The 26,454-nt window shown below is 61.2% G+C and carries 19 protein-coding genes and 2 pseudogenes; 10 read left to right on the top strand and 11 right to left on the bottom strand.

Annotation, left to right across the window (positions count from 1 at the left end):
- Positions 1-112 precede the first annotated feature (112 nt).
- From scpA to X733_RS138045, 4 genes are all read right to left on the bottom strand, one after another.
- Positions 113-2,254, bottom strand: a complete 2,142-nt coding sequence (gene scpA, locus X733_RS138030) for a methylmalonyl-CoA mutase (protein ID WP_023820219.1) — start codon at positions 2,252-2,254, stop codon at positions 113-115.
- 10 nt (positions 2,255-2,264) lie between these two features.
- Positions 2,265-4,286, bottom strand: coding sequence for an acetyl/propionyl/methylcrotonyl-CoA carboxylase subunit alpha (locus tag X733_RS138035; RefSeq protein WP_023820218.1), 2,022 nt, complete (start codon positions 4,284-4,286; stop codon positions 2,265-2,267).
- A 230-nt stretch (positions 4,287-4,516) separates the two neighbouring features.
- Positions 4,517-6,049, bottom strand: a complete 1,533-nt coding sequence (locus X733_RS138040; protein ID WP_023820217.1) for an acyl-CoA carboxylase subunit beta — start codon at positions 6,047-6,049, stop codon at positions 4,517-4,519.
- Positions 6,049-6,630, bottom strand: coding sequence for a biotin transporter BioY (locus X733_RS138045; protein WP_023820216.1), 582 nt, complete (start codon positions 6,628-6,630; stop codon positions 6,049-6,051). The genes X733_RS138040 and X733_RS138045 overlap by 1 nt, the downstream gene beginning before the upstream one ends.
- 132 nt (positions 6,631-6,762) lie before the next feature.
- On the opposite strand from X733_RS138045, the gene X733_RS138050 reads away from it, so the two are divergent.
- On the top strand, positions 6,763-8,175 hold the full coding sequence (locus X733_RS138050) for an XRE family transcriptional regulator (protein ID WP_023820215.1): 1,413 nt from the start codon (positions 6,763-6,765) through the stop codon (positions 8,173-8,175).
- Between the two features lie 332 nt (positions 8,176-8,507).
- Here X733_RS138050 and X733_RS138055 read toward each other — a convergent pair whose 3' ends face one another.
- Positions 8,508-9,476, bottom strand: a complete 969-nt coding sequence (locus X733_RS138055) for a helix-turn-helix domain-containing protein (RefSeq protein ID WP_081740777.1) — start codon at positions 9,474-9,476, stop codon at positions 8,508-8,510.
- 93 nt (positions 9,477-9,569) lie between these two features.
- Here X733_RS138055 and X733_RS138060 point away from each other — a divergent pair, with 93 nt between their 5' ends.
- The 9 genes from X733_RS138060 (at position 9,570) to X733_RS138105 (ending at position 18,939) form a co-directional block, all read left to right on the top strand.
- Positions 9,570-11,663, top strand: coding sequence for an acetate--CoA ligase family protein (locus tag X733_RS138060; RefSeq protein WP_023820212.1), 2,094 nt, complete (start codon positions 9,570-9,572; stop codon positions 11,661-11,663).
- 16 nt (positions 11,664-11,679) lie between these two features.
- A complete protein-coding gene (locus tag X733_RS138065; protein WP_155924295.1) occupies positions 11,680-12,516 on the top strand; it encodes an enoyl-CoA hydratase-related protein in 837 nt (278 codons plus the stop codon).
- Positions 12,516-13,679 (top strand): acyl-CoA dehydrogenase, encoded by a 1,164-nt coding sequence (locus X733_RS138070; RefSeq protein WP_023820210.1) that lies wholly within the window; start codon positions 12,516-12,518, stop codon positions 13,677-13,679. Before X733_RS138065 ends, X733_RS138070 begins: the two co-directional genes overlap by 1 nt.
- Positions 13,680-13,681: 2 nt before the next feature.
- Positions 13,682-14,809 carry an alcohol dehydrogenase family protein gene (locus X733_RS138075; protein ID WP_031194179.1) on the top strand — a complete coding sequence of 376 codons (1,128 nt, stop codon included), beginning with the start codon at positions 13,682-13,684 and terminating at the stop codon, positions 14,807-14,809.
- Positions 14,806-15,177, top strand: coding sequence for a hypothetical protein (locus X733_RS138080; RefSeq protein ID WP_023820208.1), 372 nt, complete (start codon positions 14,806-14,808; stop codon positions 15,175-15,177). The genes X733_RS138075 and X733_RS138080 overlap by 4 nt, the downstream gene beginning before the upstream one ends.
- Positions 15,178-15,209: 32 nt before the next feature.
- Positions 15,210-15,959, top strand: coding sequence for an enoyl-CoA hydratase-related protein (locus X733_RS138085; protein WP_348625881.1), 750 nt, complete (start codon positions 15,210-15,212; stop codon positions 15,957-15,959).
- Positions 15,960-15,961: 2 nt separating this feature from the next.
- A complete protein-coding gene (locus X733_RS138090) occupies positions 15,962-16,483 on the top strand; it encodes a thioesterase family protein (protein ID WP_023820206.1) in 522 nt (173 codons plus the stop codon).
- A 4-nt stretch (positions 16,484-16,487) separates the two neighbouring features.
- Positions 16,488-17,606 carry a mandelate racemase/muconate lactonizing enzyme family protein gene (locus X733_RS138095; protein WP_023820205.1) on the top strand — a complete coding sequence of 373 codons (1,119 nt, stop codon included), beginning with the start codon at positions 16,488-16,490 and terminating at the stop codon, positions 17,604-17,606.
- A 316-nt stretch (positions 17,607-17,922) separates the two neighbouring features.
- On the top strand, positions 17,923-18,939 hold the full coding sequence (locus X733_RS138105; RefSeq protein ID WP_196813796.1) for a CaiB/BaiF CoA-transferase family protein: 1,017 nt from the start codon (positions 17,923-17,925) through the stop codon (positions 18,937-18,939).
- 440 nt (positions 18,940-19,379) lie between these two features.
- Here the strand turns inward: X733_RS138105 and X733_RS138110 are convergent, their stop codons facing one another.
- The 6 genes and pseudogenes from X733_RS138110 to X733_RS138130 all read right to left on the bottom strand — a co-directional run.
- Positions 19,380-20,141, bottom strand: coding sequence for a methyltransferase domain-containing protein (locus tag X733_RS138110; RefSeq protein WP_023820202.1), 762 nt, complete (start codon positions 20,139-20,141; stop codon positions 19,380-19,382).
- 40 nt (positions 20,142-20,181) lie between these two features.
- Positions 20,182-20,508, bottom strand: a pseudogene (locus X733_RS1000000168975) (5-methyltetrahydropteroyltriglutamate--homocysteine S-methyltransferase); the annotation flags it as partial.
- 45 nt (positions 20,509-20,553) lie between these two features.
- Positions 20,554-21,657, bottom strand: coding sequence for an alcohol dehydrogenase family protein (locus tag X733_RS138115; RefSeq protein ID WP_031194175.1), 1,104 nt, complete (start codon positions 21,655-21,657; stop codon positions 20,554-20,556).
- Between the two features lie 358 nt (positions 21,658-22,015).
- Positions 22,016-23,020, bottom strand: a complete 1,005-nt coding sequence (locus tag X733_RS138120; RefSeq protein ID WP_023820199.1) for a 2-oxoglutarate and iron-dependent oxygenase domain-containing protein — start codon at positions 23,018-23,020, stop codon at positions 22,016-22,018.
- On the bottom strand, positions 23,017-25,041 hold the full coding sequence (locus X733_RS1000000171115; protein ID WP_280790569.1) for an NAD(P)-binding domain-containing protein: 2,025 nt from the start codon (positions 25,039-25,041) through the stop codon (positions 23,017-23,019). The genes X733_RS138120 and X733_RS1000000171115 overlap by 4 nt, the downstream gene beginning before the upstream one ends.
- 1,107 nt (positions 25,042-26,148) lie before the next feature.
- Positions 26,149-26,454: pseudogene (locus tag X733_RS138130) on the bottom strand (IS256 family transposase); the annotation flags it as partial.

Below are 26,454 nucleotides of genomic sequence, written 5' to 3'. Positions count from 1 at the left end.
AGGCGCACGCCTTGGTCGCTTCGGTGATGACGCGCCTGACCTCCATCAGCTTCGACGCCTTCAGGCCGGTTTCGCTTCTTTGAGCTGACCGAGAGCTGCAGAACATGGCCGTTCATTGGTTTCGTCTTCTTCCCTCGAGGACATCAAGGAGCGCCCGCGCCGCATCGAGCACGTTCGTGCCAGGGCCAAAGATAGCCGCCACACCGCGGTCACTGAGGAACTGGTAATCCTGGCGCGGGATGACGCCACCGACCACGACGACAATGTCGTCGGCACCCTTGGCCTTTAGCGCCTCGACTAGCTGCGGCGCGAGCGTCCTGTGACCGGCCGCCAGCGAGGATACCCCCACAAGATGCACCTTCTTCTCTACTGCTAGCTGCGCGGCCTCCTCCGGCGTCTGAAAGAGCGGGCCTGCGACCACGTCGAAGCCGATGTCGCCCAAGGCGGACGCGATAACCTTGGCGCCGCGGTCGTGCCCGTCCTGACCAAGCTTCGCCACCATAATGCGCGGCCTTTGTCCAAGGGTGCAAGTGAAGTCATGGATCCGCGAGACCAGCGTCTTGAACTCCGGCTCCTGGTCAAAGGCTTTGCCATAGACGTTGCTGACCACCTCGGGTACCGCCGTATGATCGCCAAACGCCTCACGCATGGCATCTGAAATCTCCCCCACAGTCGCGCGGGCCCGTGCCGCCTCGATCGCCGCTGCGAGGATGTTGCCTTCGCCGCTAGCTGCGACCTGGCTAAGTGCGAGAAGCGTATCGCCGACGCGCTGGGGATCGCGCTGGCGCCTGGTCTTTTCGATGCGGGCAATCTGCGACTGGCGCACGGCTCCATTGTCAATGTCCAGGATATCGATCTGGCCCTCGGTCTCGAGCCGGAACTTGTTAACGCCGACTATGACCTCTTCGCCCTTATCGACGGCAGCCTGACGGCGTGTGGCCGCCTCCTCGATCAGCCGCTTGGGCAGTCCGGAGGCCACGGCTTTGGTCATGCCGCCCAGCGCCTCGATCTCTTCGATAAGCGCCCAGGCCTTTTCGGCAAGCTCATTGGTCAGGCTTTCTACGTAATAGGAGCCGGCGAGCGGATCAACGACCTTGGTCACGCCGGTCTCATGCTGCAGGATGAGCTGCGTGTTGCGCGCAATGCGGGCGGAGAATTCCGTCGGCAACGCGATCGCCTCGTCGAAAGAATTGGTGTGCAGCGACTGCGTGCCGCCAAGAACGGCGGCAAGCGCCTCATAGGCCGTGCGCACGATGTTGTTGTAGGGGTCCTGCTCCTGCAGCGACACGCCCGATGTCTGGCAATGCGTGCGCAGTATCAACGACGAAGGCTTCTTCGGATGGAACTCTTCCATGATACGCGACCACAGAAGTCGAGCTGCCCGCAGCTTGGCGGCCTCCATGAAAAAATTCATGCCGATGGCGAAGAAAAACGAAAGCCGGCCGGCGAACTCATCGACGCTCAGGCCCTTGGCGATGGCTGCGCGGACATATTCGCGCCCGTCAGCCAGCGTGAAGGCAAGTTCCTGGACCCGCGTCGCGCCGGCTTCCTGCATGTGATAGCCGGAAATCGAGATCGAATTGAATTTTGGCATCTCCCTTGCCGTGTATTCGATGACGTCGGCGATGATCCGCATCGAGGGTCCGGGCGGATAGATGTAGGTGTTGCGGACCATGAACTCCTTGAGGATGTCGTTCTGAATGGTTCCGGAGAGTTTTTCGCGCGCGACGCCCTGTTCTTCTCCCGCGACGATGAAGTTCGCCAGGATCGGGATCACCGCGCCGTTCATGGTCATCGAAACCGACATCTCGTCGAGCGGAATGCTATCGAACAGGATCTTCATGTCCTCGACAGAATCGATCGCAACGCCAGCTTTGCCGACGTCGCCCTCGACGCGGGGATGGTCTGAATTGTAGCCGCGATGCGTGGCAAGATCGAAAGCCACCGACAGGCCCTTCTGTCCGGCGGCGAGCGCCTTGCGATAGAAGGCGTTGGATTCCTCGGCTGTCGAGAAGCCGGCATACTGACGGATGGTCCAGGGCCGGCCAGCATACATTGTAGCGCGCGGCCCGCGGAGGAACGGCCTCAGGCCCGGCAACGAATTGAGGTGGGCGATCTCCTCCAGATCCGTTGCGGTATACAGCGGCTTGACGGCTATGCCTTCCGGCGTGTGCCAGACCAGATCGTCCGGCGAGGCCTTCAGTTCGCGCTCGGCGAGTTTGCGCCAGTCCTCGTACCCCACCCGGTCGCCCATTGCCCTGCCCTCACTCGAATTCCATGATCAGTTCATCGACGGCCAGGCTGGCGCCGGCTTCCGTGGCGATGCGCCGGATCGTTGCCCGGCGCTCGGCGCGCAGCACGTTTTCCATTTTCATGGCTTCGACCGTCGCAAGCGCCTGCCCTGCCTCGACCTGATCCCCCGCCTTAACCGAGACGGCGGTTATCACGCCGGGCATCGGACAGAGCAGCATCTTGGAGGTGTCTGGTGGCAGCTTTTCCGGCATCAGCAGCGCCAGCTCGGCAATGCGGGGCGTGCGGACATGGGCCAACACATCCATGCCTCGCCATCGCAAACGGATGCCCGTCGCCACGTTTGACGTCTTCACGCCAAGCGTCTCATCGTCGATCGTGAACCGAGCTTGGCTGCACCCCGGCTGCCAGTCGCTGCCGACTGCGACCGGAGTCTCGCCGCCGAGGGCGACGACGACCTTGCCGCCCTTTTCACCAATCGTGATGCCAAAGCTTTTGCCGGCTAACATCGCGACCCAGTCGTGCCCCACCAGCCGACGGTGATTGTCCATCGCACCAGAAATCAGCACGTTGCGTTCCTGCATCCGCAGATTGATGAAGGCGGCGATCACCGCCAGCTTCCTGGCATCCTCCGCGGACGGTTCGACCCCAGAAAACCCGTCCGGATATTCCTCGGCGATAAACGCAGTCGTCAGCCTTCCCTGGCGAAAGCGCGGATGGTCGATGACAGCGGACAGGAACGGCAGATTGTGGCCGATACCCTCCACTTCGAAGTCGTCGAGGGCGCGGGCCATGGCATCGATAGCCGCCAGCCGGGCGGATGTCCCCTGTCCGTCCGGCGCCCAGGCGCACAGCTTGGCGATCATCGGATCATAATACATGGAAATCTCGCCGCCCTCGAAGACACCGGTATCGTTGCGCACGATCGCCCCGTCGTCGAGTACGCCTTCCATCGGCGGACGATAACGGCTCAGCCTGCCAATCGACGGCAGGAAGTTTCGATAGGGATCTTCGGCATACAGCCGGCTTTCGATCGCCCAACCTGTCAACCTCACCTCGTCCTGCGTCAGGCGAAGCGGTTCACCGGCCGCAATGCGGATCATCTCCTCGACTAGGTCGATACCGGTGATCAACTCCGTCACCGGATGCTCGACCTGCAGCCTCGTGTTCATTTCGAGAAAATAGAACTTCTTTTGCGCATCGACGATGAACTCGACCGTGCCAGCCGAAAAGTAACCGACAGCCTTGGCGAGTGCCACCGCCTGCTCACCCATGGCCTTGCGCGTCGATGCGTCGAGAAAAGGCGACGGCGCTTCCTCGACGACCTTCTGGTTGCGGCGCTGGATCGAGCATTCTCGTTCGCCAAGATGGATCAGGTTGCCATGCTGGTCGCCGAGCACCTGAATCTCGATGTGGCGCGGCTGGGTAACGAACTTCTCGATGAAGATGCGGTCGTCGCCGAAAGACGATTTCGCCTCGTTCTTCGACGATTGAAACCCCTCGCGCGCCTCGATATCGTTCCAGGCGATCCGCATGCCTTTGCCGCCACCGCCCGCCGACGCCTTGATCATCACCGGATAGCCGATCTCGTCGGCGATCTTCACCGCCTCGTCGGCATCCGCGATCAACCCCATATGGCCAGGCACGATCGAGACCCCGGCCGATGCGGCGATCTTCTTCGACGTGATCTTGTCGCCCATCGCCTCGATCGCCACCGGCGGTGGCCCGATGAAGGCGACGCCCATGGGTTTCAACGCCTCGGCGAAATTAGCGTTCTCCGACAGGAAGCCATAGCCCGGATGCACGGCGTCGGCGCCGGTCTGCTTCACCGCTTCGAGGATCTTGCCGATGACGATGTAGGACTGGCTCGAAGGCGGCGGACCAATATGCACGGCTTCGTCGGCCATCTTGACATGCAACGCCTCGCGATCGGCATCTGAATAGACTGCGACAGTGGCAATGCCGAGCTTCCTTGCGGTCTTGATGACACGGCAGGCGATTTCGCCACGATTGGCGATGAGGATTTTCTCGAACATTCTTTGCCTATCGTTCAACTGTGAAAGTCGACGCGTCGGTATCCTGCTTCCAACTGAGCTTGGCGCGATTCAGCGTCGTCGGCAGGTCGATGGCGCAAAGGCACCAATCCATTTCACCGGCGTGCCCCAACCAGACTAGACCTCGTGGCCCGCCGACGAGATCGGAAAGCTGTCCCGGCGTCACATAAATGCGTTCACCGCAGAACACGTGATTGCACATAGTTTCACCTCTACAGCGGCATCGTGTCGTGTTTCTTCCAGCGCGCATCGACGCTCTTGCCCCGTAACGCCGCGAAGGCACGGGCAATGCGTCGGCGCGAGGAATGCGGCATGATCACCTCGTCGATGAAGCCACGTTCGGCAGCGACGAAAGGATTGGCGAAACGCTCCTCATAGTCCTTGGTGCGCTGGGCGATCTTGTCCTTGTCGCCAAGTTCCGAGCGATAAAGGATTTCGGTCGCACCCCTGGCGCCCATCACCGCGATCTCGGCCGTCGGCCAGGCATAGTTGACATCGGCGCCAATATGCTTGGAGGCCATGACGTCATAGGCCCCGCCATAGGCCTTGCGCGTGATCAGCGTCACCATCGGCACCGTCGCCTGGCTGTAGGCAAACAACAGCTTCGCTCCATGCTTGATGACGCCGCCATATTCCTGCGCCGTGCCGGGCAAGAAACCGGGCACGTCGACGAGGGTCAGGATCGGGATCGAGAAGGCGTCGCAAAAGCGGACATAGCGCGCCGCCTTGCGCGAGGAGTCGATGTCGAGGCAGCCCGCCAGCACCATCGGCTGGTTGGCAACCACACCGACCGTCTGGCCCTCGATGCGTAGGAAACCGGTGAGGATGTTTCTAGCAAAGGCCTCCTGGATTTCGAAGAAATCACCCTCGTCGGCGATTGCCAGGATCAGCTCACGCATGTCGTAGGGTTTGCTGGCGCTGTCCGGCACCAGCGTGTCGAGCCGCATCTCGAGCCGTGACGGATTATCGTGGAAGGGGCGGACCGGCGGCTTTTCGCGATTGTTGAGCGGAAGGAAATCGAACAGGGCGCGAACTTGCTCAAGGGTCTCGACGTCGTTTTCGTAGGCGCCATCGGCGACGGACGATCTGGTTGTGTGCGTGCGCGCACCGCCAAGTTCTTCGGCGGTAACAATTTCGTTGGTGACAGTCTTAACCACGTCTGGACCGGTGACGAACATGTACGACGAATCGCGGACCATGAAGATGAAATCGGTCATGGCTGGCGAATACACCGCGCCGCCGGCGCAAGGACCCATAATGACGGAGATCTGCGGTATCACCCCCGACGCATCGACATTGCGCTTGAAGACGTCGGCATAGCCGGCCAGCGAAGCCACGCCTTCCTGGATGCGCGCGCCGCCGGAATCATTCAGTCCGATAACCGGCGCGCCATTGCGCACAGCCATGTCCATGATCTTGCAGATCTTCTGGGCGTGGGTCTCCGACAACGAGCCACCAAGCACGGTGAAATCCTGGGAGAAGACATAGACCAGACGACCGTTGATCGTGCCCCAGCCCGTTACGACGCCGTCGCCCGCCACTTTCTGGGCGGCCATTCCGAAATCGACTGTGCGATGAGTGACATACATGTCGTATTCCTCGAACGACCCCTCATCGAGAAGGACGTCGAGGCGTTCACGCGCCGTCAGCTTGCCCTTGGCATGCTGCGCATCGATGCGCTTTTGCCCGCCGCCGAGGCGAGCCTCGGCGCGACGGAATTCCAACTGTTCGAGAACCGCGCGCATCAGCGGCCGGCTCGCGCGTCAACCCATTTCCATGCCGTCGGGAAAACAAGAACAGCCAGAAGGGCCTTGACGATGTCGCCGAGCATGAAGGGATAGAGTCCGAACTGGACAATGGGCTTGTCGAAGCCGAGTACGGCGCCAAGCCACAGCAGCCCAGGTACATAAATGATAGCCCCGGCAAACAGGGCTGCAGCCATTGCGGAAAGCGGATTACGGTCCCAGCCGCGGACCGCGAGCCAACCGGCAAGGAGCACGGCCGGCAAGAAGCCAAGGAGATACCCTCCCGTCGGCCCCATCATATAGGCAAGGCCGACGCCTTTTTCCGGCGTACCGGCGAAGACCGGGAAACCGGCAGCGCCCTCGGCCAGGTAAAGAGAAACAGCGGCGACGCCGCGTGCAGGCCCCAGCGCCAATCCCAGGCCAATGACGACGAAAGTCTGCATGGTGATCGGCACCGGATGGAACGGCACCGCAACCTTGGCCGAAAGGGCGAGCAGCAGCGAGGCTGCGAAGATGGTGGTTCCGTCGACTGCAGGGTTGCTCGCCCCCCGCCGTCTCGCAATGGCGTTGTAGATGGTCATTTCGGCTCTCCTCCAAAGGTCCCCTAACTGCTGCCACCAACCTTTAGGTGGCGCGACCGAATGAGGGAACCTTTGAAAAGGAGCGAAGGTGTAATATAGCAATTTGTAATCTGCATTTGCGAAGTTGCGAACATGGCCATAGGCAAACTTTTTGTCGGTACAAAAGTCCGCGCTCTGCGCGAAAGCAGCAAGGCGACGCAGGCCGCCTTCGCCGAGCGCATTGGCATCTCGACCAGCTACCTCAATCAGATAGAAAATAATCAGCGGCCGGTTTCGGCCTCAGTGCTCTTATCGCTTGCCGAGAACTTCAAGATCGATATCGCATCCATGTCGGGAAGCGACAGCGACCGTCTGCTCTCGGCGCTTAGCGAGGCTCTTGCAGATCCGGTTTTAGGTGCCTATTCGCCGAGTTTGCAGGAGTTGAAACTCGTCACTCAGAACGCGCCGGGCTTTGCGCATGCTTTGATTGCCAGCCACCAAGCCTATCGCCGCAACAGCGAACAGCTTGCAAGCTTCGATGATCACATGGTCCGCTCAAACGCCGTCGGTGATCCGACGCCCTACGAAGAGGTCCGCGATTTCTTCCACTTCGTCGACAACTATATTTCCGACCTTGATCTGGCAGCCGAGCGCCTGGCGACGAGCCTTGGCATTCCTGACCGCGATGCTGCGCTTGTGTTGCCGACCTATCTGGAGAGCCAGCACGGTGTTCGGATCCTGCGCTCGCAATCCGGCGAGGATATCCTGCGCCGATATGACGGTGCTTCCCGCGCACTCTTCCTCAATCCCTATTCGCCGACATCGACGCGAACTTTTCAGATGGCGTTCCAGGTGGCCGCCTTGGAGATGGACAAAGAGATCGATGCGATAGTCCAGCGAACAAACTTCCGCACCCAAGAATCTGGTGAGATCTGCAAGATCGGTTTGCGCAATTACTTCGCCGGAGCGCTGACGCTGCCCTATCAGCATTTTCTGGCGGCGGCGAAAGAACTTCGTCACGACCTTGAATTGATGGCGACACGTTTTGGTGCGAGTCTTGAACAGGTCGCGCATCGTCTTTCGACCTTGCAGCGGCCGGGCGTCAAGGGCGTACCTGTGTTCTTCGCCTGCATCGATCGCGCGGGAAATATCACCAAGCGTCATAGCGCCGCCAAATTGCAATTCGCTCGCTTCGGGGCAGCATGCCCGCTTTGGAACTTACATCAGGCCTTTGAGACGCCGGGCCGCATCATCCGCCAACTGGCTGAGACGCCCGATGGCGCGCGCTATCTCAGCATAGCCACCGAAATTGCCAAAGGCAGCGGCGGATTCAATACTCCGCAACGACGATACGCCATTGCTCTTGGCTGTGAGGTAGCCCATGCGCAAGACTTCGTCTATGCCGACGGTACCGACCTGAACAATCGGTTGGCATTCGAGCCGATCGGTGTTTCATGCCGCATTTGTGAGCGGCTGAATTGCGTCCAACGTGCCGTCCCGCCGCTCAAGAGCAAGATTGCAGTCGATCAAAGCCAACGTGGCGCATTGCCGTACACCCTTCGCTGATTTTACGATCACCCAACATTGGACCTTGGGTGGCCGGAGGACTGCTTTTCGTTTTTAAGTGTTGGCGACTCAACAACGGTGGCCGACGACGTGACCTCATGCAGCATGGCAGGATCGTCAAACAGGGCGAGAAGGAAAGAGATCTTCCGACCACCTCATCACGCGTACACGGAACTGCTCGGGATTTGAACATATGTCGGCTTAAAGCGAGAATGCAGGGATTTCAACTTCTGAAGCCAACAGGCCTATGGACCGAGCCTGTGTCGCAGGCTGCGAAGCGCACTGTGGAAAGCCGTCTCATAGGTTTGTATCTTTTGCCAGGCAGCTAGGCCTCACGCGAAGGCTTCGCCGGATTTGTCGGGTTGCCCATAAAGCGATCTGTCGAGGCTGGGAGCCACCTTGAACCGTTTTCGATAGGCACGGCTCAGGCTTTCGCTTGCCGAAAAACCGCACATGAGGGCGATATTGCCTACCCGCTCTCGTGAATTTCGCAAGAGATTGCGTGCGCGATCGAGGCGTAGTTCCAGGTAGTAGGTCTGCGGTGACTGTCCGAGGTGCCGCAGGAAGAGCCGACGAAGCTTCCATTCCTTGGCCTCCAGGCGGTTGGCGATCTCCCTGATCGGAAGTGGCGATTCCATGTTCGCAAGCATCATCTCAATAGCCTTCGCGAGCGTCCGGTTGAGGCGAGGGATCGACCAGTCGAACCCGAACGATCCATCCGCGCGTTCCGATTCCAGAGGCCGATAGTTCAGGATCTCTGCGACTCGGCGCGCCAATCGTTTGTTTTCAAAATGCGAAATCATGGCCAGCGTCATGTCGATCGTTACGACTCCGCCCGCACTTGAGCAGCGATCATGATCGAGATCGAACAGGCGATCGGCGAAGAAGGCTTCGCCGCGGCTTTCACGGAACCCGACGATCGCCTCGTGGTGCGCGGCCGCAGGTCGCCTGTCGAGAAGGCCCGCCTCGGCAAAGATGAGGGCCCCCGTGTCGACGCAGCCCATAAGGGATCCAGTCCGGGCGCGGCGCCTGAGCCAGCTCAATACCGCGTTGGTCTTCATGCGGTCCGGGGCGTAGGAAGCCAACAGAATGACGGCATCTGTCGGCTGTTCATCCAGCCCGCCCTGAATCTCCAGAGCATGGCCTGAAGAGGACCGCGGTGTCGTCCCGTCAATACTCAAGACGCGCCAGCGAAAGACCGGTCCCTGACTTTCTCGATTCGCCAGCCGGAGCGGTTCCGTGATGAGCGAAAGCGACAGAAGCGGGAAGCCTTCGCCGATTACGATAGTTACCACCTTCATGTTCAGTCAGGTCATTTTTTTGTCTGCTCGGATCATCCAGGGAAGGAAGCAGATCGCTATGCTTCAGGCAAGCTTCTTATCCCCGGAAACCAGATGACACAGCCCCTCGATGCCCTCTTCCGCCCCAAATCTGTGGCGTTCATCGGGGGCAGCAATCTCAATCCCGCATTGAAATACCACCGCGACCTCGGCTTCTCCGGAGACACCTGGGTGGTGAATCCAAAATACGAGACCCTGCAAGGATTTCCTTGCGTCCCCTGGATCGAGGCGCTTCCGCAGGCGCCTGATCTGGCTTTCATCGCAATCCGGCGCGAAGCCGCGCTGGAAGCGGTCGGATCGCTCCGTGTCAAAGGCTGTAGAGCAATCGTTTGCAACGCCGCCGGTTTCGCCGAGACGGGGACCGACGGTGGCAACCTGCAGGCGGAGCTCGTCGCCGCGGCTGGCGACATGGCCATGCTCGGCCCAAACGCCGTCGGACTGGTCAACTTCGTCGATCCGATGGCAGCCATGATGGACCAGTTCGGGGTCCACTCGGTCGAAAAGGGCGTCGCCGTCGTCAGCCAGGGCGGTGGCCTTCTGTGCGACGCGGTATTCTCCGATCGAGGTCTGCCAATCACGCATCTTGTCGGTGGTGGCAATCAGGCGATTACCGGCATGGAAGCCTGCGTTGACTACCTGCTCGACGATCCGCGCGTGACTGCCGTCGGCCTGTCCTTTGAAAGTCTTCGGGATGTGTCGGTTCTCCGCAAGGCTGCGGCGAAGGCGCTTAAGCTCGGCAAGCCAATCGTCGCCATCAAGTTCGGCAAGACGGCTGCAGGCGCGCAGGCGGCGGCTTCCCATACCGCGTCGATGACCGGGGCAGGGGCTGCCTGGGAGGCACTCTTCGACAGGCTGGGCATCATCTCCACCAACTCGGAATCCGAGTTCTTCGAGACGCTGAAGCTCTTCCATTCGGGGCAGGCGCCCAAGGGACGCAGAGTTCTCGTGACGGCCGTGTCCGGGGTGCTGGGCGTGATGCTCGCCGACCACCTCAGCGCCGCAGGATTCGAGCTTCCTCAGCCGACCGGGGACCGGGTCGCCCGCCTGCGGGAAGTCCTTCCCTTGATGGCAACGCCTGGCAATCCGCAGGATGTCACCATGGGCGCCTGGAACGACAAGGAACGTCAGACGGCCATCTACTCTGCGCTGCTCGACGAAGGCTACGACGCCGCCCTGATGGTGCAGAACTATCCCCGCGAAGGCATGTGGGACATCAGCGAATACGCTGCGCAGGTCGAGGCGCTCGGCGCGGCCTGCCGAGGCCGCGACGTCGCCGCCATGCAGCTGGCCCCCATGATCGACTGCTTCCCGGCCCACGCCCGGGATCACACCCAGACCCTCGGCCTTGCCGCCATGCAGGGTCTGGAGGAATGTATGCGTGCGATGTCACACGGTGTTTGGTGGCGCGAGCGCCGCGAAGAGCTGAATGCCGCAGGGCTGGAGCAGCTGACCGCGGCCCAGTCGATTGTTCCTGAAGCCGGCACCTATCAAGACGAGGCATCAGCCAAGTCGATGCTGGCAGGGGCTGGAGTCCGGGTTCCCAAGTCGAGAGTCTCCAGTCCCGAGAAGGCCCACGAAGTCGCCACCGAAATCGGCTTCCCGGTTGTTCTCAAAGCTCTCGACCCCCGCCTCATTCACAAGTCCGAGGTCGGTGCGGTTTGCATCGGCCTGTCCTCGGCCCAGGAGGTGCGCGACGCGGTCGACAAGATGCGATCGGACATGGGCCGCCTCGCACCGAACATTCCATTGAACCTCGTCCTCGTAGAGGCGATGGCGGCGAACACCGTTGCCGAGGTCTTGGCTGCCGTGACTTACGATCCGTCCGTCGGTTCCATCATGATGATCGCCGGCGGCGGAGTGGAAGCCGAGCTCTGGAATGACAGCACTTTGGTCGCTGCGCCATTCCGCCGTGAAGAACTCTCGCGTGCGTTCGACCGTCTGAAGGTGGCCGAGCGCCTGAAGGGATGGCGGGGCCGTCCCGCAGGCGACCGCGAGGCGCTGCTCGACACGCTGGAGGCCCTGGGCCTCTTCGCCATCGCCGAGGGCGCCGAAGAAATCGAAATCAACCCGATCCTGGTCGGCCGAGAAGGCGCGCTTGCCGTGGACGCGGTTCTGAAGCTTGCACACCGCAAGAAGTGTGTCGCCTAACACAAAGGGGAAGGCCATGCAGGGTATCACTACCACCGATTACAGGCACCTTGTCTACGAGGTGGACTCCGAGCACGTCTGCTGGCTGACACTGAACAGGCCGGAGAAGCTGAATGCGATGAACCTGAGGCTTATCGCCGAACTACAGGCAGGCCTTCTGCGCGCGGACCGCGACGACAATGTCAATGTTATCGTCATCCGCGGGAACGGCCGGGGATTTTGCGCCGGACACGATCTTGATGAAGACGCCTCGGAGGACCGCACGTCGATCTACGAGTACCGCGCCCACTACATCCATCAGTTCGAGGAGTTCACCACTCCCTGGACCGTCACCAAGCCGGTCATAGCCTCGGTCCACAAGTACGCCATCGGCAAGGGGTTCGAGCTGTCCTTGTTCTGCGACGTCTCGATCGTCACCTCGGACACCCGAATGGGCTACAACGAGGTCCGCTACGGCGTGTCGGGGCACTGCATGTTCCTACCTTGGGTGGTGAACATGAAGACCGCCAAGGACCTTCTCCTGACAGGCAGGGAACTGACCGCCGCCCAGGCGAAGGAAATGGGCCTGGTCACCGACGTGGTCGAGCCGGACCAGCTCGCGGAAGCTACCTGGCGCAAGGCCACACTGATGGCGCGGATGCCGCGCGAGATGCAGCGGATGCACAAGATGTATCTGAATCGCGTCTACGAGATGCAGGGGCTCAGGACGGCGACCGACTACTACCTCGAGCAGGTTGCCATCATGGGCGCGCAGCCTGTGCCCGAATACGCGGAGTTCAGCCGGATGACCGCCGAAAAGGGACTGCGGGCCGCCCTCGATCACGCCAATGCTCGTTACGAAGGGCTGGACTGATGGACTTCTCGCTGACCGAAGAGCAGGAGATGCTCTCCAAGACGGTCCGCAACTTCTGCGAAACCGAACTCATCCCGCACGAAGCGTTGCTTGAGCGGACGAGTGAACTGCCGCGCGAACTGGAACTCGACATCCGCCGCAAGGCGATGGCACTCGGACTTCACGCCTGCAACATGCCAGAAAGCGTGGGCGGAGCCGCGTTGGACTGCGTGTCCTTCACGCTCGTCGAAAAAGGGCTGTCACGGGCATCCCTGGCCTTGGCCGAGTGCGTTCGTCGGCCAAACAACATCCTCGCGGCGTGCCAAGGAGAGCAGATTGCCCACTTCCTCGAACCTGTGATGCGGGGCGAGAAGAGGGAATGCATCGCCATGACTGAACCCGACGCTGGCTCCGATCTCAAGGGCATGAAGACCCGCGCCGTCGAGGACGGCAGCGACTGGATCATCAACGGAACTAAGCACTTCATCTCGAATGCCCAGAACTCGGATTTCGTGATCCTGTTCGCGGCGACTGGGGAGGAAGAGACGTCGAGCGGTTCCCGCAAGCGCATCTCGTGTTTCCTCGTGGACCTCGACACTCCAGGTCTCGAAGTCGCCAGGGGCTACGACCACATGGGTCACCGCGGCTACTACAACAACATCCTGAACTTCGACAGCGTCCGCGTCGGCGCCTGGCAGATGGTCGGTGACGAAGGCGAGGGTTTCAAGGTGGTGAGTGACTGGCTCGGGCCCGGCCGCCTGACGGTGGCGGCGGTCTGCGTTGCCCGTGCGGAACGTGCTTTCGAGGTCGCTGTCGACTTTGCGGCCCAGCGAAAACAGTTCGGGCAGCCGATCGGCAAGTTCCAAGGAATCAGCTTCCCGCTCGCCGACATGGCGACCGACATCCGCATCGGCGACCTTCTGCTGATGAACACGGCGTGGAAGGTGGATCAGAACGCGCCGACGATCGCCCAGGACTGCGCCATGGCGAAGGTCTGGTGCTCCGAGATGCTCGGGCGCGTGGCCGACCAAGCCATCCAGACCTGCGGCGGCATGGGCGTGATGGCCGACCTGCCGCTCGAACGTATCTACCGTGACGCTCGCGTCGAGCGCATCTGGGAGGGGACCTCCGAGATACAGCGTCACATCATCAGCCGACAGCTCATGCGTGCGAGAGGTGCGTGAACATGACGCCGAACAAGATGACGGCCGTGCACCTCGTCGGTCACGGCGGCCTCGACAAGCTGGTCGTTCGCAACGACGTTGTCGTTCGCCAGGCTGGTCCCGGGGAAGTTCTCGTCAACGTGACTGCCGCTGGCATGAACAACACGGACATCAACACGCGCACCGGCTGGTACAACAAGCAGGTCAGTTCGGGCACCACGGCGGAAGGGGGGAATCGCGGCTTCGGGGTCGCCGAGAAGGGCATGGGTGACTGGGAGGGCGGGCTTACGTTCCCGCGCATCCAGGGCGCCGACGCCGTCGGCTACATCGTGGCAGTCGGCGAGGGCGTGGACGCGAGCCGGATTGGTGAACGTGTCGTGTGCGATCCCTATATCCGCGATCCGGAAGATGTCGAAGGGTTCGACAGCGCGGGCTTCTTGGGATCCGAGCACGACGGCGCGTTCGCCCAGTTCACCACCGTCCCGTCCGTCAATGCCGTCTCGGTCCCGAAGGACTTTCCGCTCTCGGATGCGGCTCTTGCGACCCTTCCATGCTCGGGCGGCACGGCCATGAACATGCTCTCGATGGCCGGCGCAAAGGCAGGCGATCTTGCGCTCGTCACAGGCGCCTCCGGCGGCGTCGGCACGTTCCTGGTGCAGATCCTGAAGGCTCTCGGCGCGACCGTCATTGCGGTCGCGGGCATGTCGAAGATGGCGGCCGTCTCCGAACTCGGCGCCGATCACGTGATCGACCGCGAGACACCAGACCTCGTCGCTGCGGTGCTGGAGATCACGGGCGGCAGAAAGCTTAGCCTCGTGGCAGACGTGGTTGGCGGCGACCAGTTCCCCGATCTCCTGAAGTTGCTGCGCCGTGGCGGCCGCTACGTGACGGCAGGGGCCATCGGCGGCCCGAAGGTCGATCTCGACCTGCGGACGCTCTATCTCAAGAACCTGTCCCTGTTCGGTTCCACGGTCTACCTGCGCGACACGTTCCCGCGGCTCATCGACCTGGTCGTCGCGGGCCGGATCAAACCGTTCAGCACGAAGTCCTGGCCGCTGGATCAGATCCACGCCGCTCAGTCGGAGTTTTTCGAGAAGAAGCACGTCGGCAGCCTGGTCCTCCTGCCTCCCAAAGTGGAGGCGCAAAGGTGAAGATTACCGGACTCGCGGCCTACCGAGTTGTCCTCGACAAGTGGAAACCCTACACCCACGCCCTCGAGATCTCGATCCCGCTCGAAACCACTGTGCTGCGCAGCGACACGGACGAAGGGCTCGGCGGCTGGGGCGAGACGATGACCCCGCCTAGCTACTACCTGCCGACCTCGCCGCAGACGGCACACGTGGGTCTGGACCTTATCGTCTCGATCCTTCTCGGCGCTGAGCCACGCAACCACCGCGCACGGATGGAGGAGATCGCTTTCGCGATGCGCGGACACAAGCCGACGAAGTCGGTCGTCGACATGGCTCTCTGGGACCTGGGCGGAAAGGCGAGGGATCCTTTCACGGAGTGGCGGGCGTGAGTTCCCCGGTTAAGACGGAAAGGCGCGGCCGCGTGCTCGAGATCGTTCTTGACCGGCCGAAGGCGAACGCCATCAACGCCGCGACGTCGAAGGAGCTGGGCGAGGCGTTCCGCACCCTCAGCGAAGACGACAGCCTGTCGGTCGCTATCATCACTGGCGGAGGTGACAGGTTCTTTTCTGCGGGTTGGGACCTCAAGTCGGCCGCCGAGGGCGAAGCGCCGGACGCCGACCAGGGCATCGGGGGGTTCGCTGGCCTCACGGAGTACTGGGGCCTGAAGAAGCCCGTAATCGCGGCGGTGAACGGGCTGGCACTCGGCGGCGGGTTCGAGCTTGTCCTGGCCGCAGACCTGATTGTCGCGGCCTCGCATGCGAAGTTCGGCCTCACCGAAGCGGCCATAGGTCTCATTGCCGATGCTGGCGGCGTGATCCGTCTTCCGCGCCGGCTTCCACGGCCCATAGCAATGGAGATGATGTTCACCGGAAGGCAAGTCAGCGCGCACATGCTGGAGAGCTGGGGTCTCGTGAATGAGGTCGTGCCCGGCGGCCAGCTGATGTCGGCCGCGCGCGAGCTTGCCGATCGGATCGCCGCATCGGCGCCTCTCTCGTTGCAGGCGATCAAGGAGATAGACCGGGTGACCGAAGGGCTCGGCGAACGGGAAGCCTACCGGATCATGCGCGAGGCTGATCTGCCCGTGTACCGACGCGTCTATGCGAGCGAGGACGCCGCCGAAGGAATGGCCGCTCTATCGGAGAAGCGAGCACCCAACTGGAAAGGACGCTGACAATGGCGGAAGTCTATGATGCCCCGTTGCCCTGGACAGGCGATATCGAATCGCCGCTCACGCTGTTCCGGGCGAAAGTCCGGGAACAGTGGATCGACGTCTTCCAGCACGTGAATGTCGCGCATTATCTGACTATAGGTGACCATGCGAACTGGGCTTTCTGGAACTGGCTGAACGGTCCTGACAGCACGATGGAAGCGCGCGATGGCCATGAGTACGTCATCGTTGAAAACCACGTTCACTACATCAACGAGCTGGCGTTGGGCACGCCGATCCATGTCACCACGCAGCTCATCGGCGTGGACAACAAGCGCTTCGTCCTCTTCCACCACATCTGGAAGTCGGAGACGAACGAGCTGGCAGCCACGAACGAGGTGAAGTGTCTCGGGTTCAACCTGGCAGAGCGGCGGCCGGAGAACTGGCGGTCTGTCGTCGCGAAGAGGCTCGAACAGATCCTGCAGTCCCAGACCGGACAGGAAGTTCCCGCCGTCGCCGGACAGGGCATCGCCCTGAAGAAGAGGTGATCCAATGCGCATCGAGAGGATAACGCTCTACTCTGTGCCGATCGACGTCGGCATGGAGCTCACGCGGTATGTGTCGAGCCAGTCGATCAACCCGGCGCTCGACGTCCTCGTGGTGAAGATCGAAACCGATGGCGGTCTCGTCGGCTGGGGCGAAGTTTCCTCCGCGCCTCCTTATTACCTGCCGGAACTCTCGGCAGGCGCCCGCGAGGGCATCCGACACGTTTCCCCGGCGGTGCTGGGGCGAGATCCGCGACAGGTCGCGGCCATCCTGAGGGACGTGTCCGCAGCGCTTAGGGGCCATGGAAACGCCAAGACAGCGCTGGAGATGGCGCTGTGGGATCTCGCGGCGAAAGCACATGGCGTGCCGCTCATCGACCTGTGGGGCGGACGTATATCGGATTCCGTGCCGGTGCTCACCGTGGTCCGCATCGGAACACGCGACCAGACGCTTGCCGCGTTCGACAAGGAGCGGAAGAGGGGATACTCGCGGTTCCAGATCAAAGTCGGGGCAGGCGAGGTACATGAGGATATCAAGACCATCCGGATGGTCGAAGAGATAGCGCTTCCCCATGAGCGCATCTGGTACGACCCGAACCGCGGCTGGCTCGTCGATGACGCGATCCGCGTGATCAAGGCGCTACGCGATCTCTCGCCGATGATTGAGAATCCCTGCGACACCTACGAGGAGTGCCGGACCGTCGCCCGGAAAACTGGCGTGCGGATCATGCTTGACGAAGTATTGGACAGCCCGCGGCGCTTCCTTGAGGCGGTCGAAGATCAGGTCCTCGACGTCGCCTCGCTTAAGACCTCGTGCATCGGCGGTATCGAGGCCACACGGCAGGCGATGTCGCTTGCCAGAATTCTCGGAGTGCCGGTCCGCATCGAGGACTACTACGGAACGGGAATCCTCCTCGCGGCGGTGACCCACCTCGCACACTCGCTTCCGCGCAACCTCGTTTTCGGGCTGTACGACTACGTCAGCGGCGACCTCCCGCTCGTGAAGAACCCGCTTCTTGTTGTGAATGGCGAGATACGCCTGCCAGACGATTGCGGTCCGGGGCTTGGCGTGGAGGTCAACGAGACTATCCTGGGTGAGCCTGTTGCTATCCTCGGGCTAGCCTGACCGGCAGGCAATACATGGGCAGGCGGATCACATTTCAGCGGGTGGGCGAACAATCTGACGGAACCGGCTGGAAGCCTACCTGGTCAATTTCGCCATTGGCTTGCGTAGCAGGAAGCACCGGCATAAGTTCGATCAGAACCTCGTGGCGGTGTCAGGAGGGGATTAGGGCCCGAGAGCACGTCATGGAGGCAGGGGACGTCCCGACGATCCCGGCCGGACACCGCACTGGCTCGGAGAAGTATTTCGCACATCAGATCTCGAAGATCAGTGCCGAGATCATGATTGCCGCTGGAGACGCTGGAGGGTGAAGACTGCTTTGACCGGCATCAGGGTGATCGACATATCGGTAAATGCGCCGGGACCGTTCTCATCTATGGTGCTTGCCGACATGGGCGCCGAAGTCGTTTCCGTCGTGAATCCCTTGCAGACGAAACCGGAGTACGCCGGTGCGGCTGACGATCCAATGCTCGCGGGACGCGGCGGTCCCAACGACGCCTTGGCCAGGGGAAAATCTCGCCTTTTGCTTAACCTCAAGTCCGAGACGGATCGGGCTGATCTGCTCGAACGCGTGGGCAGTGCGGACGTCTTCATCAGCGAAATGCGGCCCAGAAAGCTCGAGGCTCTCGGCCTAGGCTGGGACGTCTTGAAATCTCGCAATTCTCGGCTGGTGCTCTGCGAGATCACTGGCTACGGCCGAGACGTGCCTCACGCGGCAAGGGCGGGACACGACATTAACTATCTGGCGTTCTCCGGTGCGCTTTCTCTCATCCGGGACGAACATAACAAGCCCGTCGCTCCGCAGAACCTAATTGGCGACTATGCGGCGGGCGGAACGCTTGCGGTGTCAGCCATATTGGCGGCCCTCCTAGAAAGGGCAAGAACCGGGCAGGGGCAGCACATCCATCTCTCTATAGCCGACGGCATCAGGTATCTCCTTTCCGACATCTCGGCTGCGACGATCCTTGGCGGCCATTCCGAGGAATCCTGGCGGGGTTCCCTGAGCGGCGGGATGCCGACCTACGACACCTACAGCACGTCGGATGGAAAGTGGATCGCGGTCGGCGCGCTCGAACCGAAGTTCATCGCCGAAATTGGCCGGAAGCTCGGCTGGGTTGAGCTGTCGTCGTTGATGGAGCGCAAGGAAGGTTGGCCCGAAGCAAAGAGGGGATTAGCCGAACGGCTGAGGTCGCGGCCGCTTGCCGAGTGGACGGAGCTGTTCGCTGACAGCGATGCGTGCGTGACACCGGTTCTGTCGCTAGCCGAAGCTCATCCGTTTGGGCTGCCGCATATGGCAGACGTAGTTGGCCAGGGCCAGGGCGCGGCGGAGGAATGATCCCGATACATCCTCCAATCGGCACTTCTTGAACCGACGAGCTCGGCGAATGAGCCAGAGAGGGACATAGTCCGTGGTTCCGAAAACGATGACAGCCATGCATCTGGCCGGGCACGGAGGGCTCGAAAAGCTCAAGTGCTGGACGACGTGGCGGGCCAGCGTCCGTCGCGATCCTCAACTAGACTAAGACTGAGGCAAACACGCCCGAAGTCGTCGCCGTTTGAGGCGAGGACGACGGCAGCACTTGAGCTCGCTGCGCCCCGCGTGAGGAGGCGCGCAGTACATCGCAGAACGCGAACCCGGAGGCCCGACCTCACGAGACGTAGAGGATACATGTTCTGAGTTCGTTTCAGAGATCGTCGGAACGGCGAATGCGAGCATGATCCATACCGCGATGGGGCATAGCACAGCGGATGACGAACGGGGGATGCCGCCTTAGGTCAGCGACGGCCCCTGAGATGGCAGGGGATGAGGCAGCCGGAATCGAGCGCTGCCTGGCGGCCCTTGGCGCTGGCGAGACGGCTCTCGGCCATCTCCGTGCCGACCATCGCCGCAAGCCTCTGGCGTATCGGACCTTCGAGCAGCGCTACCTCCTTGCGGTTGGCCTCCTGCAGCTCGTGGCGGCGATCGGCGACCCCTGGTTCGGCGAAACCCGCGTCGATGAGCGCCTGGAGGGCGTCCGCGGGCGGCGTGAAGGCGAATGTCAGTTGCATTTTCGAGAGCCAGGCATGAACGACGGCGCCCTCGGCCGCCCCCTCGGACCAGAGCCAATCCGCGGCAATGAACCAGCCGCCAGGCTTGAGCACGCGGAAAACCTCTGAGTAGACCGCCAGTTTGTCGGCAATGTGTACCATCGCATCCTTGGAGAAGACCAGGTCGAAGCTCGCATCCGCGAACGGGAGCTTCCCCGTCGTGACCAACTGGAAGGTGACGCGCCCGGCGAGGCCCTTCTTCGCCGCTAGGTCACGGGCCGAGTCGATCAGCTGCGGCTCGACATCGATGCCGATGACCGCAGCCGCGCCGTGCTTGGCCGCAAGCAGCACGTCGATGCCACCTAGGCCGGAACCGATGTCGAGAACGCGGCGGCCGCAAAGGTCGATGCCCTCCAGCATCTGCGCGACCTCCTCCGGCCCGCCCGGCGAAAGGATGCCCTCGCCCCAGATGAATTCCAAGGCATCGGTCAGATTGGTAGGATACTGCATCGTTGGCTCTCCAGTGACGGGAAGGATTGGCATGATTTTGTCGTCCGGCGAGCCCGATCTGCTGGCTGCTCTGGCTGCGCGGGATGTCGTCCCGGACGAAGGACCCGTTGAGGATCGTCACTGGTCGGCAAGCGTTCCCCGACCTTATCCGTCGACGCCTGTGCATATCGCCAGCATGAAACGGTCATCGGCTGGGGGAGCGAAACGTCGCGATAGATGATCAGCGGGCGGACAGTGCGTGAACCGTTGCTTTGCTTCCAAGCGTGATTTGTGAAGACGAAGCCCGCAAGCTGTTCGGCGAAACACTGTACCATATCATTGCGTTCGAATTCGCCGCATAAGCAACATGGGGGTCGATATCCTCCCGTCAGCCAGCGGCAATTTCCATCTCGCGCCTAAGGAAAGCTTCATTTCAGACAGTAACGACGATGTTCCCAACGTGGCGCTTTTCCATAAAAGCCTGTTGGGCCTTTGCAAGATCCGGCAGTGTATACTCCGCTGCGAGGAGAGGCCTCAGGAAGCCGCGTTCAATCAGATCGACCAGTCGCCTCACTGTTCCCGGCGGCACGATCGTCGCACCGGTCAGTTGGAGATCCTTGTAGATGAGTTGCCTGAGGTCAAAATCGACTATTGGTCCCGAAATGGCGCCGGAACTCGAATAGCGTCCACCGTGGCGCAAGGCGCAGAGAAGATGGTCAAAGATACGGCCTCCCACGACGTCGAGGGCGACGTCGACGGCGCCGCCGGCCGCAGTTCGGATCGCCTCGGACATTTCCGGCGTCTCGCGATCGACCACGGCATCAGCGCCAAGCTTCCTCAAAACGCTCGATTTGGACCTTGATGCGATAACGATGATCCGAGCTCCGCGCAATCGGCATAACTGAATCGCTGCAGTTCCCACGCCCCCGGAAGCGCCGGAGATTACGACGGTTTCTGCCGGCCTCAGGCCTGTGCGCGCCACCAAATTCTCTGCCGTGGCGTAGGCGCAAGGGAACGTTGCGAGTTGGGCGTCAGACAAATCACAGTCAACGCGAAGCGCGTTTTCGGCGCCTATGGTCGTGAATTCAGAAAAGCCCCCATTGCATTCCGATCCGAAGTAGATGGCGCTCGAAGGGTTCATCCAGTCTCCCGACCCAAGAAGCCAAGGATCCACGATGACCCTTTCGCCAATCCGGGTAGAACTAACGCCATCACCGACCGCAGCGATCCTGCCCGCCACGTCCGAACCTTGAATAAGCGGGAAGCTTATCGCAGAGCTTCCCCAACTGCCTGCGTCGAACTGAGCCTCCGCAAATCCGGCGCTTCCAGTTGCGGGCGTAATGCCGTCGGTGACACGTTTGGAGTACCAAGCCGTCCGCGTGTTGATGTCGGCGTTGTTCAGGCCACATGCGCCAACCTCAATGAGCACTTCTCCGGCGCGCGGCGTCGGAACGGGCCAGTCTTCACGATACTCAAGCTTGTCAAGACCGCCATGACCAGTGAGGATGACGGCGCGCATGAATGTCTTCAAACTCATAATGCTCTCCGAGCGTACGAGAACCTCGATACCGGACGGTCGAGACTTCAGATGTCCGGGCGACTCCAATGCCAGGGGCCCAGGGAGCACGACTGGCGATCTGGCGCGCCCTGGGTCACCCTGAAACAGGTCGCCAGCAATACAAAGCCTGTGGCCGCTGAGCTGCTCGGGATTCGATAGGAAGCCCGGGGTGCTACAGTGGAGCGTTGTGCAGGGATCTCGTTCATACGTCAGGACCTTCGTGGCCTCGCACAGGACGGCGGGACGATTAGCTTCTGGTAGAGGTCTTACGGCGGACGCTGGATGCTTAGGAGCCGTGCGTCGTCGGCCCAGTTGTTGCAAGCTCGACCCGAACGGCTTACTGCAACTCTCGCGCGCGTCCGGCTCCATCCCGGGTTTGCCAGATTGACTCAAAGTTGCGCAACATCACTTCCGCCACACTGAAGGTCTGCTTTCCTTGCCGGGAAGTCAGGCGAGCGTCGATGTCGGGATAGATAAAGAAGGGCAGGGAAATTCGGTCAGTCGGACCGGTATGCACGACCTGATGGGGTGTGCTCTTGAATCGGTTATCACTCAAAGCCTGAAGCATGTCACCCAGATTGACCACGAGAGTGTCGGGCAAGCTCGGCGCCGGCACCCAGCGCTCCCCGAACCACACCTGCAAGGAGCGCGTGGGAAGTTCCTCCTGCAGCAGCAGCGTGAAGAACCCATTGTCGGTATGCTTTCCGGCCGTGCCGCCACTAGATGGATACCGGATCACGCGTTGCAGGACCGTCGGCGGGCTGAAATGGCGTCGGAACCAGCCCGCTTCCATATCGAGCAGGTCGGCCAGCGCAATTCCGAGCTTCGGCACAATGTCGTTGACTATGGTAGCCTGCAAAGCAAGCAGGCTTCGCGCGAAACCAGGAGCCACCGCGTCATCCGGAAGGCGTGTGCAACCAGCAAACGGACGCCGGTCGCCTTCGTTCTCGATTCCGAGGTCGAACATTTCCTTCGGATCGGGGCCNGTGCAACCAGCAAACGGACGCCGGTCGCCTTCGTTCTCGATTCCGAGGTCGAACATTTCCTTCGGATCGGGGCCAGCCTCGGGATGTAGCACCTCGCCGTACAACGGACTGTACCCACGGGCGGTAGCAGGGTATACGTCTTGGGTGGCGTGACCGTAACGTTCCTTTGTCGACTGTGGCAACGTGAAGAATCGCCGGGAAGCCTGGATCGCTTCTGCGATCTGTTCTTTCGGGATTCCGTGCTCAAGGTAGAAGAACCCGTACTCCTCGCAGGCCAGGCGTAGGCGCTCGCGCTCTTCGTGTCGGGTTGCATCGGCTGCCAGTTTTGCCAGTGAGATTTGCGGTAGTGTGGTCATAGCTGCTCCTCCGTTGGTGCGTTGGCTTTGTCGGTCACTTTGAAAACCCAATAGTGTGCGTCCTCCTCCGAGATGTATCTGCCGTCGTTTAGACAGTGTGCTGTCACAAGCACGCCCGCATCCTGCAGGCGCCGCACCTCATCTTCAAAGGATGTGGCCTCCGCATAGCTCTTGCGGGTGCTTACGATGACGAATCCATTGGGGCGCGTGACGCGAGCAAGTTCGCGCAGTGCGTCCGGTCGGATGTGACCGAGCGTGAAGACACCGCAGCAGACCGTAATATCGTAGGTTGCACTGGAGTATTCGGGGAGCAGCCCGTTAAGGTCGACATCGCCTTGGACATCGCGGTAGACGCCCGTTTGCCGGGCTTGTTCGGCCATCGCCTCGGAGAGGTCGATCCCATCGATCAACCGGAAGCCAAGGCGTTCCAGTTCGACGCCGACGAGGCCCGTTCCGCAGCCAGCGTCCAGGATTGCGATGGCTGCTCGCTCATCGGCCAAATAGGCCGTCTGAACGGTGCCCGCCAATTCCGCCACGATCATCGGCCCGCAGTACCGGTCCTGGCCAACATCCAACTCGTAGGAACTGGCCCATCCGCGATAGAAGTGGGTCAAGCGATCGACGTCGCCGTCGAGGTCATGGGAATCCTTGATGCGTTTTCGCGCAGCTTGCGCCAGTGTCGTCTGCTGATCGCGGGTGTTCATGACAGGTTCCTCCGTACAGGGACAGATGAGATTCGGTATAGTCGTCGTCTTCGCAAGCGCCGCGGCTGGATATACAAGCTGTTTGTTGTCGTACTGCCCATTTTGGCTGTCCGACCAAGCGGAAGCGCCTACGCTCCAGGTGACAACCTCGTGTATCAGGGCATCGCTCAGGCCCATTCCGCGCCCAAGATCAAACGCCTCTTCAAGAATCAGCCGATTGACGTGGGTGAGCTCACCGACCAGAGACTTGAGCAACCGTATCTGGATGCCACTGAGCGGGATGTCGTCGAGCGGAAACACATGCTCAAGCTTGGGTTTGATCCGTCCGACGGGATCGGTCAGGAATTCTTGGTCTGGCGGATGCGTGGGGTTGGCACCGTACTTGGATGGCGCGCGATAACCCGGCACTTGCAGTCGAACGCCGAAGACCACCTCCGCCAGTTCGATGACTCTCAGGTGGCTGTCGTATCGGTCGAACTTCCGTCCCGCCAAGCTAAAACGCTTTTCGACCGCCCGTCCGAGCGGCAGTCCCACGCGCAGTTGGTCGGCCAGCTGGACGGTCAAGCCCATATCCTTCACCGTGATCTCCAGGGTGCAGGAGCGGTCGTAGCTGCCATCCAGGAGAAACGGGGCGAACTGCTCGATTGCAACGGAGTTCGCCGAAGAACCGGCAAAATTCCGCCACGCCTGCTGCGCTGGAACGCCGGCCCGCACGCTTCGGCAGAGCGCGTTGCCGCTCGCAACGGCTGCAGTGTAGAAAAGTAGATTCGTCAGTAATTTGACTGATTGGCCTTGACCGATGTCTCCGACATGGAAGGAGACGGCTCCCATGATTTGCAACACCGCCTCGCAACGCACATAGGCCTCCGGTGACCCGCCGACGAAAAAGCTGACATTGGCAAAATCGACCCCCATGTGGGACAAGTTGCTTACGGGCGCCTCTAGCGAATCCACACCTATTGCTGCGGCCCGGCGGGCGATCTCGATCGTGTTGTGGTAGTCGGTGGTGGACGTATCGATCCACACGCTCCCCGGTGGCATTCCGGCCAAAGCGCCTTGCTCGCCCGTCATGTTGTCAAAGACGTCATGTGGCAGCGGCAGGCAGGTGATGACAATGTCGCAATCGCGGGCCGCGTCGCGCGGTGCCTGATGCCAGCGTGCTCCCTTTTTCAGCACGTCGGTCGCAGCCGCGGGATCGATGTCGTAGACGTCCACCTGATAGCCGGCTTGCAGGAGCTTGGCGATCATCGGTCGCCCCATGCTGCCAGTTCCAATGAATCCGATGCGTTCGACGTTGCGGGATCGAGCGGTGTGCACGGCACCTCCTCCAGCCTCTAGAGCGGTTGTGGACCTTCTTTTCAAATAAAACAGACAGTGCCAAGCTACATATACACAAACCTACAGGTACAGATAGCAAGCGTAAAGTAACTCAATATTAAATTACAAGACACCACGGCCAAGCCAACATGGATCAACATCCATAGAATTTGTGGCGACAATTGGGCGATACAAATAACGTTGTATTGCGCAATTATTAAATTTCATTCATCGTCATTTAATGCATCGAAAATGTAATGTTCACATTTCGTCACGACCAAATGTCCGTTCGAGGACTTTGTGAGTCGGGAGATTCGGTCAGCGGATTTAGGCTTGCGGGGTTGGAATCGGCTGTGATTCCTTGCGTGGCACTGATTCGAGAAGGAAAGTGCGATGGGGACCGTTGAAAACCGGCCGCTACAGACGCGATCACCTGCGTTTCCGAGGACCTGACGGCGAGGAGTGATCGGAGATCGAGCCGCGGATCCACTCCGGGCAGGCGGGGCGGCGGCAAGCGGCGCGTGAACATGCGCGAGGTGTCAACGACTGGTGTATGTTCTGTGGGCCGGCTGCCAGCGGCGTGCGATCCCGAAGGACCCGCCGCCACCCTCGTCGGCTAGCGCCATTTGGACCTACAGACCTGAGAGCACACGCTCAACCGCATCCATCATGCGCTCTACGTCACCTCGCGGGAGCAGGCGGAGCGGGAAGTTTCCCTCGCCGCCGCCATCATTGACGGCCAGAGCGTCAGAAGCGCGAAAAGGGGAGTTGCATCGACCCGCTTAGGTATGATGCGGGCAAGAAGATCAAGGCAAGAGCAGCTATTGTCGTCGACACCCAGGGCCTCTTGATACACGCCCTCGTCCATGCCGCCGACGTTCGGACTGAGACGCGGCGTGATGGTGATGGCGACCCTGTTCGGGCCGTATCCCTTCCTGCTCGAGCTCCGGAAGAGGCCGAAAAGGTCGTCGCCCAGGCGAATGTTGAGATCGTCAAGCGGTCAGAACAGGCCAACGGCTTCGTCGCGCTGGCGAAAACTCTGCAATCCACTCTTAGACGGTTTGGGGCTTACGGCCTGGATCCCGCACATGAAAGTTGTGTGCGTCAATGGCCGCACAGTTCTTCCGTGATCGCCTTCACCTTGCGGGTCGACACACCCTGCACATACATCTCCGCCAGCGTCGCCACCAAGGCCCGCTCGGAACGCTGGTAGCGTTCGAACAGCTCGGTGGAGAAGCGCCCGGCCCGGTCCTGCGGAACCCGCAGCTCGAGCTTGCCGACCCGCGTCACAAGGGTACGGCCGTAATAGCCCGAGCGATAGCCAAGCCGTTCGGGCGTGCGCTCGCTCTTCGAGGCACCCAGCGCCTCGTCCATCTCGGCCTCAAGCACCTCCTGCATCACCGCACGGAGCAC

The sequence above is a fragment of the Mesorhizobium sp. L2C066B000 genome, assembly GCF_000502335.1.
Taxonomy (GTDB): domain Bacteria; phylum Pseudomonadota; class Alphaproteobacteria; order Rhizobiales; family Rhizobiaceae; genus Mesorhizobium.
This window is presented reverse-complemented; position numbering and strand designations above follow the sequence as displayed.

What these genes read in the sequence shown, in the direction of transcription:
- scpA (WP_023820219.1), bottom strand. Translation starts at nt 2,254, where the DNA reads ATGGGCGACCGGGTGGGGTACGAGGACTGGCGCAAACTCGCCGAGCGC.
- X733_RS138035 (WP_023820218.1), bottom strand. Translation starts at nt 4,286, where the DNA reads ATGTTCGAGAAAATCCTCATCGCCAATCGTGGCGAAATCGCCTGCCGT.
- X733_RS138040 (WP_023820217.1), bottom strand. Translation starts at nt 6,049, where the DNA reads ATGCGCGCGGTTCTCGAACAGTTGGAATTCCGTCGCGCCGAGGCTCGC.
- X733_RS138045 (WP_023820216.1), bottom strand. Translation starts at nt 6,630, where the DNA reads ATGACCATCTACAACGCCATTGCGAGACGGCGGGGGGCGAGCAACCCT.
- X733_RS138050 (WP_023820215.1), top strand. Translation starts at nt 6,763, where the DNA reads ATGGCCATAGGCAAACTTTTTGTCGGTACAAAAGTCCGCGCTCTGCGC.
- X733_RS138055 (WP_081740777.1), bottom strand. Translation starts at nt 9,476, where the DNA reads ATGAAGGTGGTAACTATCGTAATCGGCGAAGGCTTCCCGCTTCTGTCG.
- X733_RS138060 (WP_023820212.1), top strand. Translation starts at nt 9,570, where the DNA reads ATGACACAGCCCCTCGATGCCCTCTTCCGCCCCAAATCTGTGGCGTTC.
- X733_RS138065 (WP_155924295.1), top strand. Translation starts at nt 11,680, where the DNA reads ATGCAGGGTATCACTACCACCGATTACAGGCACCTTGTCTACGAGGTG.
- X733_RS138070 (WP_023820210.1), top strand. Translation starts at nt 12,516, where the DNA reads ATGGACTTCTCGCTGACCGAAGAGCAGGAGATGCTCTCCAAGACGGTC.
- X733_RS138075 (WP_031194179.1), top strand. Translation starts at nt 13,682, where the DNA reads ATGACGCCGAACAAGATGACGGCCGTGCACCTCGTCGGTCACGGCGGC.
- X733_RS138090 (WP_023820206.1), top strand. Translation starts at nt 15,962, where the DNA reads ATGGCGGAAGTCTATGATGCCCCGTTGCCCTGGACAGGCGATATCGAA.
- X733_RS138095 (WP_023820205.1), top strand. Translation starts at nt 16,488, where the DNA reads ATGCGCATCGAGAGGATAACGCTCTACTCTGTGCCGATCGACGTCGGC.
- X733_RS138110 (WP_023820202.1), bottom strand. Translation starts at nt 20,141, where the DNA reads ATGCAGTATCCTACCAATCTGACCGATGCCTTGGAATTCATCTGGGGC.
- X733_RS138115 (WP_031194175.1), bottom strand. Translation starts at nt 21,657, where the DNA reads ATGAGTTTGAAGACATTCATGCGCGCCGTCATCCTCACTGGTCATGGC.